The sequence below is a fragment of the Halobacillus salinus genome (assembly GCF_004684905.1).
GTDB lineage: Bacteria > Bacillota > Bacilli > Bacillales > Halobacillaceae > Halobacillus > Halobacillus salinus.
On the sequence record NZ_SRJC01000002.1, the window covers coordinates 231,106 to 247,837 of the forward strand.

Consider the following 16,732-nt stretch of genomic DNA (forward strand, 5'->3'; position numbering starts at 1 on the left):
CTACGACGATAGAGTGCTTTTTTTGTGATACAAAGTCTTATTTTTAAGAGGACGGTTTTGATCATAGAGCGTCAGGTCATCACTCTTCCCTGAGAGCAAGTACTCTTTTAACAATTTCGCCAACATCATACTATAGACAAGCCCGTTATCACCGTATGCCATCAAGAAGTAGCTGAATGGATAATTGTTATACTGCCCTAGAATAGGAAGACCATCGACTGTCCCGCCATAAAACGCAGCACAATAATAGTCAGGCTCTGCCTTCAGTTCCGGAAAGCGGGCATGAAGTTCTTTCATTAATTGATCTCTTTTGTGGAGAAGCTTACTGTCTCTTTCTTCTTCAATGGACGTATCTTCATCGAGTCCTCCGATAATAACCCGGTTGTCTTTCGTAGTCCGAATATACACGTAGGGCCTTGCCGTTTCCCAAAGGAGTGTTCGTCCATACCACCCTGGGAAAGCCTCGACAGGTTTAGTGGTCACTGTATAGGTGCTGACAAAACGTGCTTTCTTCTCCTTCTTCACATCCATATCTTCGTAACCCGCTGCATAAATGACGTGCTTCGCCCGAATACTATGTCCGCGGTTAACGGTTACGACGGGCAACCCTGATTCCTGGTGTTCTCCAACTCGCTCTGTATGTTCGAATATACGGACTCCTTGCTTCGCTGCAAACTCAAGCAGGCCATGTGTAAAAATAAACGAATTAATTTCTCCATCGTTCCTAGAGTAAATGCCTCCAAGCTTTTCAAACGAATAATGATTCGAAATCCATTCTTCACTCACCCATTCCACTGGCGCTCCACGCTCTTGCAGCCACTCACATTCCTTCATATGAGCATTAAGATGTTCCGCTTCACTGACGTAATAGAGGGTATCTCTACGAGTGAACTCACTGTCAAATGGAATGCGTATGGAGGCCGCTTCGATCTCGTCAATGGCTTCCTGACACAATTGCATATGCCTGGTACTGTAATCGTCTCCGAAGGTATGAACGAGGTCTGTAAACCTCTTCTCTCCCATATATTGAAGCAGGCTTGTATTCGTCGCTGTGCTTCCCCTTGCGACCATGTTCTTTTCGATTAGTACGACGTTAAGGTCCGTATCAGACAAGTAGTAAGCACATTGAGCACCTGAACTCCCCCCACCGACAATCAACACATCGCATGAAATGTCCTCATCAACAGAGGGATAAGTAGGCACTTCCTTCATTGTATTCGGCCAGTAGTACGTTCCAGATTGTATGTTCATACGAGTTACTCCTTACTTTTTTATAGTATGGCTTAAACAAAACACTAAGCCTGAGCTATGAGAGAGCGGATAATCCTAGGTCAGCTAAGACATGCTGACCGATAATGGTGGGATGTACATCGTCGATAATCAGGTACTCCGGATGCTTGTGAAAAGCCTTCGAAGCATCGATGACTTTAACATCCATTACGTAATCTAACAGCTCTGCCACAGTGGCATACTGCATGTTTATATAATCAAGGGGCAGATCAATGGAGAAACCTGCATCTGGATAGGGGTTATAAAGGTTATACAATAACACCTTTGCATCTGTCCGTTTATTAAGCTCCATCATAATAGCAGAAAGATTGCGAATTAATTTCGAGGACACTTTGCCCACTTCCCCCTTCGTCAATCCACTTAGTCCCTTGTTTTCTTTAAGCAAGTTAAGCAAGTCGTTCCCACCAATGTAAAGCACTACTATATCAGCTTCTTTTAAAGCCTGTTGAAACTCTTCCTCGTGTTTAATAGCAGCCAGTAACTGGGTAGACGTCATTCCTGGTTTGCTCAAGTTGGTGAGTTTCCAGCCTTTTTCTTTCGCAATCAAAGAGGGAAAGGATTGATCAGATGGACTTGGCAGATGGTATCCATAGGGAATAGAATCCCCCAAGGCAACGAGCTGCTTACTCTCAGCACTTGTAGGAGTAGGAGCCAAAAAAATTACAATTAATAATAAAATAAGAAATGATCGCTTCATAGTTATCTCTCCATAAATAAATAGGACGCCCGTCGAAACGGGCGTCAGTTACGACTTACTTACCAATAAACATCTGTGTCCAATATTGGCCGTCTTGTGCAAACCCGACACCAATATGAGTGACGTTTTTATTCATAATGTTTTTACGGTGACCACTTGAATTTAACCAGCCATCTACGACTTGCTTAGGTGTTTGCTGACCAGCAGCAATGTTTTCAGCCGCCGTACGATAATCCACTCCGAATTCTTTTAACATGTCGAACGGAGAGCCATATGTCGGAGAAGTATGGGAGAAATAATTTTTCTCAGCCATGTCTTCCGATTTTGCCTGAGCGACTTTTGTTACTTCTGGGCTCATTTTAAGAGGTTTGAGACCATTCTTTTCACGTGCATCATTAGTCAAACGAACAACTTCTTCTTTGAAAGAACCGTCTACTTGGTCGATTCTTTCTTTATTTGAACCCATATTGTCGTCGCCTTTTGCATAGCGATCCGCTTCTTTATAAGGTTCTAAATCACCGCTGTTGCTATAAGTTCCATTTGGGTTCAGTCCTTCAAATGGGATGTTAGCATCAAAGCGGTTTTGTCCAGGAGCCATGCGTTCCGCGCCACCTTGATGGGGCTGGATGCCTTGGGATTCAGGACCAAAACTTACGTTGCGCAAGTTATTTTGCTGGTTTTCACGCGCACCTTCTTCTGTATTACAAGCCGCTAAAACGAGAAGCATAGCGGTTATTGCGACTAACAAGTAAAACATCTTTTTCATGATGATCCTCCTTAGGAATTCATTCATCCTTACTATGTACGTGTCCGAATAAATTATCCTAGTCAAGGGTGTTCCAAATATCACTAAAAAAGATGGCATTAGGAAGTTACGGAAAACCTCAGGACAAAATAAAAACCGTCTACGCAACAGCATAGCGGTTTGACAGTGTGTCGAGAAAGTATTTGGTTGTTCCAGGTGTAGAAAAGTGATGTTGTAGAAGCGTCGCTTTCCGCAGGCGTAGAGGGCAATCAATTATGGTCCACAATTAAAGGGGGATTTCCACTTTTAAACGCATGGTTTTGTTCGCGCTAACTATGGAAAAGGGATCTGGAAAACGACGAGGCTCCTGTGGGATGCACGGGATAGTCGAGATCTCGCATTGAGCAAAGCGAACGAGGGAGCTCGACACTCGCCCACGGAAAGCGAGTTGTTTTTCAGACCACGAGACACTGGCACTATGCTTCCTAACAAAACCAATCTACACCTCTTCAACAACCTAAAAAACCGCTATGCAACAGCATAGCGGTTTGATGTTAGCTGGTATGGCAATCTGGACAACACGTGTTACAGCCGTTCACGTTATCGTACGTATTCTTCGCCTCTTGCAAAGCACTGGCACAATCTTTATGTCCTCCCAGGTCAAGTAGGTTCTTCTCAAAAGGCATGAATTTGCACCCTTCTACATGAACTTCGTGTTCTCCACCCGTCTGTTGGTTTTGGTTTACGTAATATTGAGCCATTCGATTTCCTCCTTATGCTAAAGAAGAGTACCCGATTCCAATATTAGTAAAACAAAACAAAAGCATTACCGTGCACATTTCTACAAGAAGAATCTTATTTCCCAGGAAATAAGACCTTTCATGTTGCTTTAGAATACGCTGTAAGTTTCTCAAAAGCCTGGGCTAAGTCAGCTTTTAAATCTTCTAGATCTTCGATACCGGCCGAATAACGAACGAGCCCTTCTGGTATCCCCATTGCTGCTCGTTCTGCTGGGGTACACTCAACATGGCTAGTCGTTCGCGATGGTCCAACTACCGTTTCGACTGATCCTAAGTTCGCTGCACGGTTTGCATATTGGAGATTCGGTAGTAACTTTCTAACCGTGTCGACTCCTCCCTTCACGGAAAAACTCAACATCCCTCCGAAACCTGACATTTGCTGCTTCGCAACCTCATGGTGAGGATGATCAGGTAGACCTGGATAATATACGCCTTCTACCATATCAAAAGTTTGCAGATATTCAGCAATTGCATGAGCATTCTGATTTTGACGATCGACACGCAATTTCAAGGTTTTCATTCCCCGGAGTAATAAATATGCTGCCATCGGATCCAATGTGGCACCGTTTATTTCACGATAATGATAAATGGCGTCTACTAGATCTTTTTTTCCACAGACTACTCCACCAAGGGCATCCGCATGTCCGCCAAGAAATTTCGTTGCGCTGTGAATAACTAAATCAGCCCCAAGCGATAGGGGTTGTTGATTAACAGGAGTTGCAAAGGTGTTATCCACAATTACAACGGCCCCGGCTTCCTTACCGGCACGTGCCATCCGTTCGATGTCTGTGATCTTGACGGTTGGGTTGGTAGGACTCTCTAAATAGAGCACTTTACAACCCTTCGCGACCTCTTCCTCTAATGCACGATGGTCACCCGTCTCACACAGTTGCACGTCTACATTTTGCTTAGGCAAAAACTCCGTGAAGATTTTATTCGTCCCTCCATAAGTATCCTTAATAGAGACGATTCGATCACCAGGGAATAATAACGTTCCTAAAGTATTGCTGATTGCGGCCATCCCTGTCGAAAAGCTGGTCGAAGCAGCGGCATTCTCGAGTATCCTTACCTTTTCTTCAAATGCTTGAACTGTCGGGTTCGTGTTACGCCCATATATGTGTCCTGGCTTCTTACCTACGGCTACATCGTACCACTCATCCATGTCTTCATAACCGAAGGACACGCTGTGCACCACAGGCACTTGTGTTGCACCAAAAGCAAGTTGCTCTTTTTCCCCTGCCCAAATCGATTTCGTTCCAATATTCGCTTCTCTCATGAAATCCTCCTCTTCCCGACTTTATCCACAAACTGTGGTCAGCTTATTTGTCCACCTAAATCCAAAGAGTCCCGTATCAACAGATTCTGTGGGTAAGTTGTGAATCGTTCGATGCCGGTATCCGTGACTCGGAAGGTTTCGCTTATTTCAATACCGTCTGTGTTGAACCAAAGGGCCGGTATCAAGTGAAATGTCATGTTGGTTTGAAGGACGGTGGAGTCCCCTCTACGAATACTCGCCGTATGCTCTCCCCAGTCTGGCGGGTAGTTCAGCCCCACGGAATAACCAAGCCTCGCTTCTTTTTCATAACCATGCGCTTTGATGGTTCTACGCCAGGTTTCTTCTAGTTCTCCACAAGTAACGCCAGGCTTTGCCTTTTCGAAGATGGCTTGAATTCCTTCAAGCACAACCGGAGTCACTTGTTGTAGCTGATCATTCGGTTGTCCGACAGATACCGTTCTAGCCAAAGGGACATGGTAACGTTTATAACAGCCCGCCAATTCAATGATGACAGCATCTCCATCTACAAAAGGCCGGTCCGTCCACGTTAAATGTGGAATCGAAGTTCTGTCTCCTGTAGGCAACAGTGGAACAATAGCCGGATATTCCCCACCGAATTCTGGGGTCCCCTTCACCATCTGATAGTAAATTTCTGCAGCAGTATCGCATTCTCTTACTCCAGGGTAGATGCTTTCTACTCCTTTGGTCATAGCTAAGTCCGCGATTTTGGCAGCCTTTTTCATGTATTCAATTTCTTGATCGGATTTGATGATGCGGACATAATTAACAAGTAAAGAAGCATCTTGAAATTCGGCGTCCGGAAGTCCTTGCTTCAAGCGTTCTAAAGCTTTTGCTGTGAAATAATAGTGGTCCATTTCCACACCGATTCGCCGGTTACCCTGACCGATTTGTTTCAGTATGGTAGCTATGAAATCCATCGGATGGTGAAGGTCTGACTGAACGTATTGGTCAGGGTATGCAATCACATTCTCATCATAAAGCCACGTCGTAACCCTGGCACCGTTCGCATCCTGGTAACGACCTATCCACAAGGGCTGTGGTTCATCAATAATGATGACCAACATTTGATGTACATAAAAAGACCACGCATCATAACCGGATAAATAGTTCATGTTGGCAGGATCCGTTATCAATAAGACATCTACTCCGAGATTCTCCATCCTTTCTTTAGTTTTCGTGAGACGTTGCTGGTACTCCATCATGTCAAAAGGAAGCAAAACCATTCCTCCCACTTTAAAGACTTAATTTTCTGACTACTTATATTTTATCTTTCTCTACTTATCCATGTAATGTAAAAAGTGTATGAATCGAATGTTCTTACCTAATACAAAATGGACATTTACTAACAGGATATACACATATTCACGGTTAATCAGAGAATAAATCTGTTGCTTTTCACTTATGCACATGTGGATAAGGGAGGTTGTCCGTCCAATCGTCATCGCTTACAAGAAGCAAGAATTAAGGTATCCTTAAGTAGACGGGCTTTATCCCGTACATAAAAAAGTGAACCATCTTTAACAAACAATAAAGGAGCATTGTTATGCAGCGCATTGAAATGACGAGCGATCTATCTTTCTCCCGATTAGTCCACGGATTGTGGCGTTTAGACGATTGGAATCAATCCAAAGAAGATACTCTTGCTTTAATAGAACATAATTTAGAGCGTGGAATCACGACATTCGACCATGCTGACATCTATGGAAGTTATACGTGTGAAGGTCTATTCGGTGAGGCACTAAACTTAAAACCCTCTTTGCGAGAGGAGATGGAGCTAGTAACGAAGTGTGGCATCGTGCTTCCTTCTGAGCAGCGCCCCCAGCACAAAACCCATCATTACAACACAAGCAAAGAACATATCATAAAGTCTGTGGAAAACTCACTACAGAATTTACAGACAGATTATATTGATACACTTCTTATCCACAGACCTGACCCGTTCATGAATGGCACGGAAGTGGCAGAAGCGTTTACGAAGCTAAAGGAAGAAGGCAAAGTCCGCTACTTCGGTGTTTCAAATTTCAAAGACCATCAATGGAATATGCTTCAATCCTTCCTGCCTTTTGACTTGATCACAAACCAGTTAGAGCTATCTGCATACAACCTCGAGAACTTTGAAGATGGAACATTGAACCTCTGTCAGGAAAAACGTGTGGCGCCGATGGCATGGTCACCACTCGCAGGAGGCGATGTCTTTCACTCCGATAGTGAAAAAGCTGTACGATTGCGTGATACACTTACGAAAGTTCAACAAGAAGTCGGTGCAAAAGGACTTGATCAGGTACTTTATGCTTGGTTGTTGAACCATCCAGCGAACATCATGCCAATCATTGGTTCAGGAAAGACAAAGCGAATTGATGCTGCAATCGATGCACTCGATATTAAACTTGACCACGATCAATGGTTTGAAGTGTTACAAAGTTCTATGGGACATGACGTTCCATAAGCCTGTCATGACTAAGCTAAACCCTATCATCTGCAAATTAACCAGCCTCACCACTTTTTTGGTAAGGCTGGTTTTTCTCGTTTATTTTAGACTGTAAAAAAAGAAAATTCAGTCGATAATAAATTGAAAACGAAATTGTAGGGGGATATTATGAAGCATTTTTGGAAGCGCAAACAAACAGTAGGATTTAAGATTTTCCTATTTTCGATCGTTCTATTAGCTGTACCTGCCATAATAGTTGGAACACTAGGTTTCCAAAGCAGCCAGAACAGCTTGAATGCCTTAGGAAAAACAAACTTAGAAAACAGTGTACACCAAGCGATTGATTTAATTGAACTGTCACACGAATCAGTCCAAGAAGGACGCGTGTCGGAAGAAGAAGCAAAAGAGACTGTCAAAGAGCAACTCTTAGGCAAAAGACAAGAAGATGGAACTAGACCGATTGATTCCAATGTAGACCTTGGGGAAAACGGATATTTCTTTGTCCTAAACTCAGAAGGGAAAGAGATTGCCCACCCATCACTTGAAGGGGAGAATATCTGGGACTCAAAAGACTCTAATGGAGTAATGGTTGCACAGGAACTGGTTCAGTCCGCAAAAGATGGCGGAGGCTTTACCTATTTCGAATGGCCATTGCCGAATGACAAGGAGACAGAGGCAGCGAAAGTATCCTATTCTCTTTATTTCTCAGACTGGGACTGGGTTGTTGTTGCCGGTACTTATATGATGGACTTCAACAGTGGCGCAGACAAAATATTAAATACCTTACTGATTACACTTGGCACCTCACTCCTTGTTGGAGCTATATCCATCTGGTGGTTCTCAAGACGCATAACGAACCCGCTGAAGCAGCTTGCAGAGCATTCTACATATATTGCTGATGGTAATTTCACATCAGATGATTTAAGCGTAAGGTCGAGTGATGAATTGGGACAGCTAGTCACGAATTTTAATCAAATGAAAAACAGCTTGAAACACCTCGTACAATCCGTAGCTGATTCATCTAACCAAGTAGCAGCTGCATCAGAAGAAATGCACGCGAATTCTGAAGAGAACTCCTATGCCTCGGAACAAGTTACGATTGCCATTCAGGAAGTAGCTGCAGGGTCTGAAAAGCAGCTAGACGGTTCAAATCAAGCTGCCCAATCCATTCAATTCCTATCAGAAGGCATGTCATCCATTTCTTCACAAGTCGGGGAGCTATCGAACAAATCGGACATGACCGCTGCCACATCCCGTACAGGCGAGCAGCTGATACAATCCGCCCTAAAACAAATGCATGACATTAATGCCAACACCGAAACGACAAATGAAACCATTCAAGTTCTAGAGACGAAGAGTGATGAAATCGGAAAAATCATTTCTATCATTACAGACATCTCGGAACAGACGAATTTACTCGCTTTGAATGCGGCAATTGAAGCAGCAAGAGCAGGTGAACATGGAAAAGGGTTTGCGGTGGTAGCGGATGAAGTACGCAAGCTTGCAGAGCAGTCCAGTCAATCGGCTAACGACATAATGAATTTGATTAAAGATGTACAATCGAAAACCTCTGAGGCAGTCGACTACATGAACAAAAACGATCAAGCCGTTAAATCTGGGGTGGATATTGTAGGAGAAGCAGAAGTTTCCTTCCAAACGATTACAAATGAAGTGTCGCAGCTATCCAATGGAATGAAACAAATCAACGAGTCCGTTCAATCGATGAATACGCACACTGAGGACCTTGTGCAATCATTTGAAACAGTCACGATGATATCTTCCCAGTCAGCCCAGCAAACGGAACAAGTAGCAGCGGCTACAGAAGAACAGAACGCCTCGATGGAAGAGATCTCGTCCGCAAGTGAAACATTGGCTCAAGAAGCAAGTAAACTACAAGAACAAATCAGCCATTTCAAATACTAATAAAATAAGCGCGTCTCTTTAAGAGGCGCGCTTATATCTGTTTCAACTTCCATAAACGAACGCATAACTCCAACAAAAACAAGTCATCTGCATTCAATAAAGACAAGCCTGTTAACTGTTCTATGTTACGTAAGCGGTGAAGCAGTGATTGACGATGAAGATTCAATTCTCTTGCTGCTTTGCTTACGTTGCTGTTGTGTTTGTTGTAAATCATAAATGTATGAATTAAATCTGTTTGTCTTTTCTCATCATACTCAATCAGAAGGGTTAACGTCTCCTCAATGATCTGGTCGATTTCTTCTTTTGTGGACAAGGCCATCAGTAGTCGATTCATTCTCGTGTGATGGTAGAAAGTACGGGACGACTCCGTTTGCTGCCTACCGATGCGGCGTGCCATTGATGCTTCCTTATATCTTTCATGGAAAAGAAAACGCTCTTCAACCAGGGAAGATACTCCCCATTCAATTGAATAACCAGCGAGTAGATCATGCAGTCTGCGCTCCACTAAGTCTAGGAATTGATTGGCTTCTTCTTCATAGGTGGTTGTGTTTCCTTCCATGAACACGATGACTTCATCCCCGTCGAAAGTAGCCATTACGTTGTTCCGTAATACCTCTCCAGCACGCGTAATTTCCTTTTGAACATAGTAGTTCCGGCTATGCATAGAAGATGTTTGCCCATCGCTTGATTTGCTCCATGCAGAAGTGTTTTCAGCCGGATTTATTTGCCCGACCAGGCACAAGTAGTTCTTCTCTAAATCATACCCGAGCAAGTGAGCTTTTGACTGATCGATCGGTAGATCCTTTCTCGCAAGCTCCAGCAAAAAATTGTCTTTTAACCGGATTTCTGTCATTTCAATTGCGTTTTCTTTTACGAAATATAGCGCACAAGCCGTTAAGCCGTGTTCCAGAACTGTCAAAGCGAACCATGTGAGTTCGTCTTCTGATTGGGGCTGGAACAACAGATAGCCTTGCTTCTTCTGATTGGAGGTAATCGTTAACTGAAAGCAAGTGGAAGGCCCTATTTCGTACTTCTCAATAAAATGAAAAAGTGGATGTTCACTAAGAGGGTGCACTTCAATCAGCGAAACATCTCCCTTTTCTTTGCCGTTGAGGACATCAATCAAATGCCCGTCAAATGAGTAATTCGCCCGAACTTGTTTATGGTCGTCACTTATAGCTACGGGAATTTTGGTTTCCTTGAATAATATCGACGTAATTTCCTGCAAACCTTCCCCATTCAGAACGCAGTTAATGAGTTCCTGACGTATTCGATCCGCTTTTTGTTGTTCACCTTCCTTCGCTTTTGTGATCATTCGTAGTACATCTTGCAATACTTCGCCGAACCGTATCTCCCAAGGTAATTCAAGTAATACAAGATGATGGGATTCTGCTATTTGAATCACTTGGTCAGGGATTTTATAAAGGTGCCTGCCGGTTGCGAACGCCAGTGCAGAGGCGCCTGAATCAACAACATCTTGGACATATCTAATGAGCGCTTGTGTGTTTTCTTCACATCCCACACCAGTACTTAACACGAATTCTCTATTTCGTACGAAATGCTCTACAGGCGCTTCAATCACGGATACCCACTCTACCTCATTGTCATATGCCTTCGTTAATGGTTTTGCTCTTTGTAAGATCGGTAGGTTCATTATGTCTGATACCAGCACCCCCATAAGTGGTTCCCCCCTTTAGTAAGAGTGTATGACCATCAGTTCTGATTTTTCTGATTATTTAATGTATATTATAGAGGATTCCAGCTCACGTAAAAAGTAAGTCTTCCCTTAGACCATAAAAAAAAGCACTCCTATCTTATTGATCAGGAATGCTTCATGCCTTCATAAGAGATTGTTCTATGACTGTACGGAGCTTCCTTAAGTCATATACAGAGGCGACACTTGCCTCAAAAACTTCTTCTTTCGGTTTAACTGCCCAATCAATAGTGTAACCAGCCTCTAAAGCCAAACAGCGGATGAACTCACGTAAACTCCGTCCGTTCCCTTCCCTGAAAGGGTGTAACACGTTCAGTTCCGCTAAGTAATAAGCTAGTTTGTCAGAGAGTAGTTCCAAATTCATTGTCTCCCAGCTTTCTGCCATCACTTGCTTAAACAACGTTTCAGCAGCGGAAGGGATGAACCTGGCCTGAGCAAAAGAGAAACCGTCTTTCGTGATATTCTCTGTTCTGAGTTCTCCAGCGAAAGGATATAAATCTCGAAATATATACTCGTGAATCCGCTGTAGATGACGCAAATCGAAATACCCTTTTACCGGTTTCTCCTGCAGTTCCGATAAGCGCTGCGTGGAGAGAATCGCCTCCATGACTTGAAGCTGCTTATCATCTTTGATGTCGTAATGATTGATCAAGACGTCCGTGCCTGCATAACAATAGCGGGAAGAACCATTCCCATACCTGGACTCAGGCATGGCGTGACAGTTCGAGCGCCCGCTTAATGAATTCTTTATGCGTGATGGCACCTGTAAGGCACTTCTTAACGAGTGATTCTTGACTTTCGTCCAACGTCAGCCCTTCAATAGCTATCGATGCTTTAGCTGAAGCCATCAAATTCTCCGCCTGTTCTTCCGTTCGTAAACTCATGCATTAACCCTCCGACCCATAGGTTTCTATCTTATATTATACTACAAACCACCTACTAAATACAGGAATTACACACGACAAAAACCGTACAGAACAGGCATTTTAGGAGGTTTTTTTCTTATTTCCAGACGATGTGGTCTTTCGTTTTGTCGTTTTCTTCTTGGAACCCTTGGTCTTCTCGAGAGACTTCTCCAAAGCGTCCATCAAGTTGGTCACATTGTCCGGTTTCTTAGGGTCTTTCGCAGTTTTCACTTCTTCATTGTTACGCTTCGCCTCAATCAATTCGAGCAAAGCTGTCCGATACTCATCATTGTATTTCTCTGGTTCGAACGTTTCTGTCAGTTGTTCAATCAGTGTCACTGCTGTACTTAGTTCCTTCTTGCTCAGTTCAGATTCTTCCGGGACATTCGGAACATCCTGAACGTTTCGCACTTCGTCCGGGAAATGAATCGTCTCCATGATTAGTGTATTCTCATATACACGCACAATCGCCAATTGTTCTTTTGATCGTATGATTATTTTCGCGACTCCGATTTTACCAGTATCAGCTAAAGCCTGTCTTAGTAAGCTATAGGCTTTCGTCCCTCCTTCATTCGGGGACATAAAGTAGCTACGCTCAAAGTAAATAGGATCAATTTCCTCCAGCTTGACGAAGTCGATGATCTCGACTGCTTTATCTTCCTGCTCTTTCTTTAGTTGCTCCAAGTCCTCTTCATCGAGCACGACGAACTTGTTTTTGGCATACTCATATGCCTTCACGATCTCACTAGATTCTACTTCACGGTCACAAACTGGACATCGCTTCTTATATTCAACCGGAGAATGACATTCTTCATGAAGCTGACGCAATTTAATATCTTTGTTCTCCGTTGCCGCATGGAGCTTGATCGGAATATTGACGAGCCCGAAACTTATACTCCCTTTCCACATTGTATGCATGGTGAGATCCTCCTTTTTGCATAGTTTGGTCGATATAACAGCAGCTTATCCTCCTCCTATGGGTAGAAAACACGATTTGCCTCAAACTAAGTTCTAAAGGAGGGGTATTATGAAGCAACCAATGAAACTAACAATGCAGGACGAGCTTCCTCTGGGTAAGGATTGGGTCTATGAGGTGAAGTTTGATGGATTCCGTGTCATTTTAACTTGGTCGATAGACGGCATTGAATTGACGAGTCGAAACGGAAAAGACTTAACAGAAAAATTCCCTGAAATCACGGAATTAGCAGCTATTCACAAACCAGAGCATTTGCCTTTGAAATTGGACGGTGAGTTGGTTATTTTAAATACGGCCTACCAGGCAAATTTCCCTTTGCTGCAGCAACGAGGAAGACTTCGTAACGAAAAGAAGATTATGGACGCCGCCGAAAAAAGACCCGCTACATTTATAGCTTTTGACATTCTACACGAGGAATCTTCCCCCTATGATAGAAGGCGTGCAGACTTAGTGGAAAGATTAACACCCCTAACAACCGATCGCCTTCGAATAATTGATTCCTTTCATGAAGAGGAAACTGTGCAACAGCTCGTGTTCTTGCATCTTGCAGAAGGTATTGTAGCCAAGCATAAACAGAGCGCTTATAACTATGACCAGCGGTCTAAACAATGGATCAAGTTCAAAAACTGGCGTACTATCCCGTGTTTCTTAACAACGTATGATGAAGCAAACGACTACTATGGGTGTGCCGTTTATGTAGAAGACGAAATCGTGTCTATCGGAAAGTTCAAGCATGGATTAACTTCCGATCAAAGCGATACCTTGAGGACATTTTTTAAGGAAAATGGTAAAAAAGAAGCCACCATCTGGAGTTTGCCTCCGAGTGTTTGTGTAGAAGTGGATTGCCTTGAGGTGAAAGATAAAGAGTTCCGCGAGCCTTTGTTCCATGACTTTCGATTCGACTTATCGCCTGAAGAATGCACGTACCTTAGCGCAGAGTGGGATTTAGCGATGTTTCCAACCAATGTCGAAGTTTCCAATTCAGAGAAGATGCTATGGCCAGAACAATCGAAGCGCAATTACCTGCTGTATTTACGAAGGATAGCACCGTATATGCTTCCATTTCTTAAAGAAAAGAAACTCACGGTAATCCGTTATCCGGACGGGATTGAAGCCACGTCCTTCTTTCAGAAGCATTTACCAGATCATGCCCCCGGCTATGTTGGGGCATGGGGTGAGAGCGGTGAGACCTATCTGTTGTGTTCTAATTTAAATACACTTCTCTGGCTTGGTAACCAGGCATCTATAGAATTCCATACCCCCTTTCAAAAAGCGGGAGGGAAGGACCCTGATGAGATCGTCTTCGATTTGGACCCACCGAATTCAGAAGCTTTTCAAGTAGCTGTTCTTGCCGCAAAGCTATTAAAGCATTTACTTGACGAATTGGGGGTCCAAAGCTTTGTAAAGACCTCTGGAAGCAAAGGTCTGCAAGTACACATTCCCATCCCTGAAGGTGCAATGACCTATAAAGAAACACGTCGGTTCACAGAGTCACTCGCAGGTTTACTGGAAAGGGAACGCCCCGACCTATTCACAACCGAGCGTTTGAAGAAGCATCGCAAGGGGCGACTTTATTTGGATTATGTTCAACACGCTGAAGGTAAGACGATTGTAGCACCCTATTCCGTGCGCGCTAAAGCATCCGCCGCCGTTGCAACACCTCTCTTTTGGCATGAGTTAACGGATGATTTACGACCGGAACACTTCCCTTTTCACAAAATGATAGAACGCGTTGAGACGCTGGGCTGCCCTTTCTCCCATTACGACCATGCACGAAAGGAACAACCCATACAAACCATGAAAACTTTATAAGGATACTGCAGATGTGGTCGATTATTTCCCAGGAAATCTCCAAAGATAGACAAAATCATCGGCTCTTTTTTGAAACTTTTTCTAATTGAGATTCGTATATATAGTAACTGAGTTTATAAAGGAGACGGTGATTTTGCTTAAAATTAGTCGACTTGTTTTCTCTATTCTGGTCATTATTTCATCGTTGTACATAGTCATTACAAAGAACTTCGATTGGATTCCACTTATGCTCGTCGCGCTAGGAGCTTCTACATTCGTCATTGGGATTTCAGAGATCCGGTCGGATAAACGAAACTTCTGGGGATACCTAAGTCTCGGAGCAACGTTCATCGTGCTGTACACGTTGATCGATTTATTATCGAATTCAAACGTCTTCTCCTAAAACAGCGTCGGATCAGAGTATCTACTGACGGTAGGAACACATTCCTTCCAATGTCATTTCAAACCACCTAGAGACCCTTACTAACAACCCACAAACGAAAAGAAGTCCCGCAGGCCAATTCCTGCGGGACTTCTTTTTCGTTTTATTCTGTCGCAATACCTGTTTTATCACGCAATTTGAACTTCTGGAGTTTCCCACTCGCGTTTCTAGGAAGCTCCTCCACGAACTCATAGCGTCTCGGTCGTTTATACCGGGCAAGTCGGTTGCCAGACGTACAGAACTCATCCAACATCTGTTCTGTAATTTGGTCACCCTTTCGAACAATGAAGGCGACCACCCGCTCTCCCCATACTTCATCCGGCTCTCCTATGACCGCTGCATCCAACACATCAGGATGGTCGAATAGCGCGTCCTCCACTTCTCTAGAGTAGATATTCTCGCCACCTGATACAATCATGTCCTTGACCCGGTCACTCACCCATAAATAACCGTCCTCATCGAACGAACCGATGTCTCCTGAATGGTACCATCCACCATACAGGGCCTCTTCCGTTGCTTCCGGCCGCTTGTAATACCCCTGCATGGTACTTGGCCCTCTCACAATAATCTCACCAAGTTCCCCAGGTTTACAGATATCTTCTGGCTCTGCAGGACCGTCCTCTCTTGTACGCACAACCCGAACTTCATGGTTTAAGATAGCTCTCCCCGCTGACCCTGCTTTCGTCAACTGCTCCTCTTCCGTCAATGCAGTTATTGCAGGTCCCATCTCCGTCATACCGTACGCTTGGATCAAGGCTACACCAATAGAGGAATGGAGACGTGTTGTTAAAGAAGGGGCCATAGGTGCTCCTCCATATAACGCTTGCCTCAGCGTTTGGAAGTCCTCCTTCGTAAATTCTTCTTGAAGAACCATATTCCACATCGTCGGAGCAGCAAACATCGTCGTCACCCGTTCTTGTTTTACCGTTTCGATTAAACCTTTTGCATCAAAATGGTGCATGATCACGTTCGATGCGCCAATCATCACTCTTGGGAAGAAGGCACAATGCAGCTCTGCACAGTGGAAAATCGGCGCAATCGTCAGTCCTCTATCTTGATCCGTTAATCTCAAGCAAGCCACCATAATCATTGCTTGGTCCATCATATCCCGGTGAGAGTGGATCACTCCTTTTGGCAATCCCGTCGTACCAGAAGTGTACATGATGGCATACGGGTCATCTTCTCCTACCATGATGGCAGTGCTCGTGTCAGATGCTTTGGATACAACATCATAAAAATAAGAAGCATATTGAACTGAAGGATCATCAATAGACCAGAACTGCACACCCGTCATAGACTTTGCCACAGGTTCTATGGCACCAGCCGTCGCTTTTTCAAACACAACCACTTTAGGCTCAGCATCAGCAAGAATGAACTCGATTTCTTTTTCCGTTAGACGGAAATTGATCGGGTTAAAAACAGCACCGATCTTCGTACAAGCAAACAAGGTCGTCGTAAACTCAGCGGTGTTGAATAGAACAGTCGATACTTTATCTCCCTTTTCCACTCCGGCTGTAATAAGGGCATTGGCGACCCTATTGACTTCCGTGTCCCACTCCTTGTAGGTCCATCTCGTACCTAAACGAGCATCTACCAGGCCTTCCTTGTCTCCATACTTGCTAACCGTTTGTTCAAACATGCTCTTTAACGTTGGTGCCATTATTATCTTCTCCTTTATATCCATTAGTTTTTTCAAAACCCATGACAAAGGACATGACTGCTTT

The 16,732-nt window shown here is 43.8% G+C and carries 15 protein-coding genes; 4 read left to right on the forward strand and 11 right to left on the reverse strand.

Going from position 1 to position 16,732, the window contains the following annotated elements; translation table 11 throughout:
* The 6 genes from E4663_RS11705 to E4663_RS11730 all read right to left on the reverse strand — a co-directional run bounded on the left by E4663_RS11705 (nt 1) and on the right by E4663_RS11730 (nt 6,052).
* Nucleotides 1-1,251, reverse strand: a complete 1,251-nt coding sequence (locus tag E4663_RS11705) for an NAD(P)/FAD-dependent oxidoreductase (protein WP_135327751.1) — start codon at nt 1,249-1,251, stop codon at nt 1-3.
* A 55-nt stretch (nt 1,252-1,306) separates the two neighbouring features.
* Nucleotides 1,307-1,987 (reverse strand): SGNH/GDSL hydrolase family protein, encoded by a 681-nt coding sequence (locus E4663_RS11710; RefSeq protein ID WP_135327752.1) that lies wholly within the window; start codon nt 1,985-1,987, stop codon nt 1,307-1,309.
* Between the two features lie 55 nt (nt 1,988-2,042).
* Nucleotides 2,043-2,753, reverse strand: coding sequence for a CAP domain-containing protein (locus E4663_RS11715; protein ID WP_079477720.1), 711 nt, complete (start codon nt 2,751-2,753; stop codon nt 2,043-2,045).
* 533 nt (nt 2,754-3,286) lie between these two features.
* On the reverse strand, nt 3,287-3,493 hold the full coding sequence (locus E4663_RS11720) for a hypothetical protein (protein WP_135327753.1): 207 nt from the start codon (nt 3,491-3,493) through the stop codon (nt 3,287-3,289).
* A 118-nt stretch (nt 3,494-3,611) separates the two neighbouring features.
* On the reverse strand, nt 3,612-4,808 hold the full coding sequence (locus E4663_RS11725) for a cystathionine gamma-synthase family protein (RefSeq protein WP_079477719.1): 1,197 nt from the start codon (nt 4,806-4,808) through the stop codon (nt 3,612-3,614).
* Between the two features lie 38 nt (nt 4,809-4,846).
* Nucleotides 4,847-6,052: a M24 family metallopeptidase gene (locus E4663_RS11730; RefSeq protein ID WP_135327754.1), complete on the reverse strand. Its 1,206-nt coding sequence runs from the start codon at nt 6,050-6,052 to the stop codon at nt 4,847-4,849.
* Nucleotides 6,053-6,372: 320 nt separating this feature from the next.
* On the opposite strand from E4663_RS11730, the gene E4663_RS11735 reads away from it, so the two are divergent.
* Both E4663_RS11735 and E4663_RS11740 read left to right on the forward strand, forming a co-directional pair.
* Nucleotides 6,373-7,275: an aldo/keto reductase gene (locus E4663_RS11735; protein ID WP_135327755.1), complete on the forward strand. Its 903-nt coding sequence runs from the start codon at nt 6,373-6,375 to the stop codon at nt 7,273-7,275.
* A 150-nt stretch (nt 7,276-7,425) separates the two neighbouring features.
* Nucleotides 7,426-9,180 (forward strand): methyl-accepting chemotaxis protein, encoded by a 1,755-nt coding sequence (locus E4663_RS11740; RefSeq protein ID WP_135327756.1) that lies wholly within the window; start codon nt 7,426-7,428, stop codon nt 9,178-9,180.
* Nucleotides 9,181-9,211: 31 nt separating this feature from the next.
* Here the strand turns inward: E4663_RS11740 and E4663_RS11745 are convergent, their stop codons facing one another.
* From E4663_RS11745 to ku, 4 genes are all read right to left on the reverse strand, one after another.
* Nucleotides 9,212-10,858: a PucR family transcriptional regulator gene (locus E4663_RS11745; RefSeq protein WP_135327757.1), complete on the reverse strand. Its 1,647-nt coding sequence runs from the start codon at nt 10,856-10,858 to the stop codon at nt 9,212-9,214.
* Nucleotides 10,859-11,012: 154 nt separating this feature from the next.
* Entirely contained in the window at nt 11,013-11,606 is a 594-nt protein-coding gene (locus E4663_RS11750) for a Fic/DOC family protein (protein WP_135327758.1), read from the reverse strand.
* The gene (locus E4663_RS11755; RefSeq protein WP_079477713.1) at nt 11,599-11,778 is read right to left on the reverse strand and encodes a hypothetical protein; all 180 of its coding nucleotides are present in this window, start codon (nt 11,776-11,778) and stop codon (nt 11,599-11,601) included. The genes E4663_RS11750 and E4663_RS11755 overlap by 8 nt, the downstream gene beginning before the upstream one ends.
* 102 nt (nt 11,779-11,880) lie before the next feature.
* The gene (gene ku / locus E4663_RS11760) at nt 11,881-12,717 is read right to left on the reverse strand and encodes a non-homologous end joining protein Ku (protein WP_135327759.1); all 837 of its coding nucleotides are present in this window, start codon (nt 12,715-12,717) and stop codon (nt 11,881-11,883) included.
* A gap of 109 nt (nt 12,718-12,826) precedes the next feature.
* On the opposite strand from ku, the gene ligD reads away from it, so the two are divergent.
* A complete protein-coding gene (gene ligD / locus E4663_RS11765; RefSeq protein ID WP_135327760.1) occupies nt 12,827-14,587 on the forward strand; it encodes a DNA ligase D in 1,761 nt (586 codons plus the stop codon).
* A 133-nt stretch (nt 14,588-14,720) separates the two neighbouring features.
* Nucleotides 14,721-14,969, forward strand: a complete 249-nt coding sequence (locus E4663_RS11770; protein ID WP_079477710.1) for a DUF3953 domain-containing protein — start codon at nt 14,721-14,723, stop codon at nt 14,967-14,969.
* Between the two features lie 142 nt (nt 14,970-15,111).
* On the opposite strand, the gene E4663_RS11775 is transcribed toward E4663_RS11770, so the two are convergent.
* Nucleotides 15,112-16,668 carry a fatty acid--CoA ligase gene (locus tag E4663_RS11775; RefSeq protein WP_135327761.1) on the reverse strand — a complete coding sequence of 519 codons (1,557 nt, stop codon included), beginning with the start codon at nt 16,666-16,668 and terminating at the stop codon, nt 15,112-15,114.
* Nucleotides 16,669-16,732: the final 64 nt, after the last annotated feature.

Bases quoted from the DNA above. Each gene is read 5' to 3' on its own strand.
- E4663_RS11705 (WP_135327751.1), bottom strand. From the start codon at position 1,251: ATGAACATACAATCTGGAACGTACTACTGGCCGAATACAATGAAGGAA.
- E4663_RS11755 (WP_079477713.1), bottom strand. From the start codon at position 11,778: ATGAGTTTACGAACGGAAGAACAGGCGGAGAATTTGATGGCTTCAGCT.
- E4663_RS11775 (WP_135327761.1), bottom strand. From the start codon at position 16,668: ATGGCACCAACGTTAAAGAGCATGTTTGAACAAACGGTTAGCAAGTAT.
- ku (WP_135327759.1), bottom strand. From the start codon at position 12,717: ATGCATACAATGTGGAAAGGGAGTATAAGTTTCGGGCTCGTCAATATT.
- E4663_RS11745 (WP_135327757.1), bottom strand. From the start codon at position 10,858: ATGGGGGTGCTGGTATCAGACATAATGAACCTACCGATCTTACAAAGA.
- E4663_RS11720 (WP_135327753.1), bottom strand. From the start codon at position 3,493: ATGGCTCAATATTACGTAAACCAAAACCAACAGACGGGTGGAGAACAC.
- E4663_RS11730 (WP_135327754.1), bottom strand. From the start codon at position 6,052: ATGGTTTTGCTTCCTTTTGACATGATGGAGTACCAGCAACGTCTCACG.
- E4663_RS11740 (WP_135327756.1), top strand. From the start codon at position 7,426: ATGAAGCATTTTTGGAAGCGCAAACAAACAGTAGGATTTAAGATTTTC.
- E4663_RS11750 (WP_135327758.1), bottom strand. From the start codon at position 11,606: ATGCCTGAGTCCAGGTATGGGAATGGTTCTTCCCGCTATTGTTATGCA.
- E4663_RS11710 (WP_135327752.1), bottom strand. From the start codon at position 1,987: ATGAAGCGATCATTTCTTATTTTATTATTAATTGTAATTTTTTTGGCT.
- E4663_RS11735 (WP_135327755.1), top strand. From the start codon at position 6,373: ATGCAGCGCATTGAAATGACGAGCGATCTATCTTTCTCCCGATTAGTC.
- E4663_RS11715 (WP_079477720.1), bottom strand. From the start codon at position 2,753: ATGAAAAAGATGTTTTACTTGTTAGTCGCAATAACCGCTATGCTTCTC.
- E4663_RS11725 (WP_079477719.1), bottom strand. From the start codon at position 4,808: ATGAGAGAAGCGAATATTGGAACGAAATCGATTTGGGCAGGGGAAAAA.
- ligD (WP_135327760.1), top strand. From the start codon at position 12,827: ATGAAGCAACCAATGAAACTAACAATGCAGGACGAGCTTCCTCTGGGT.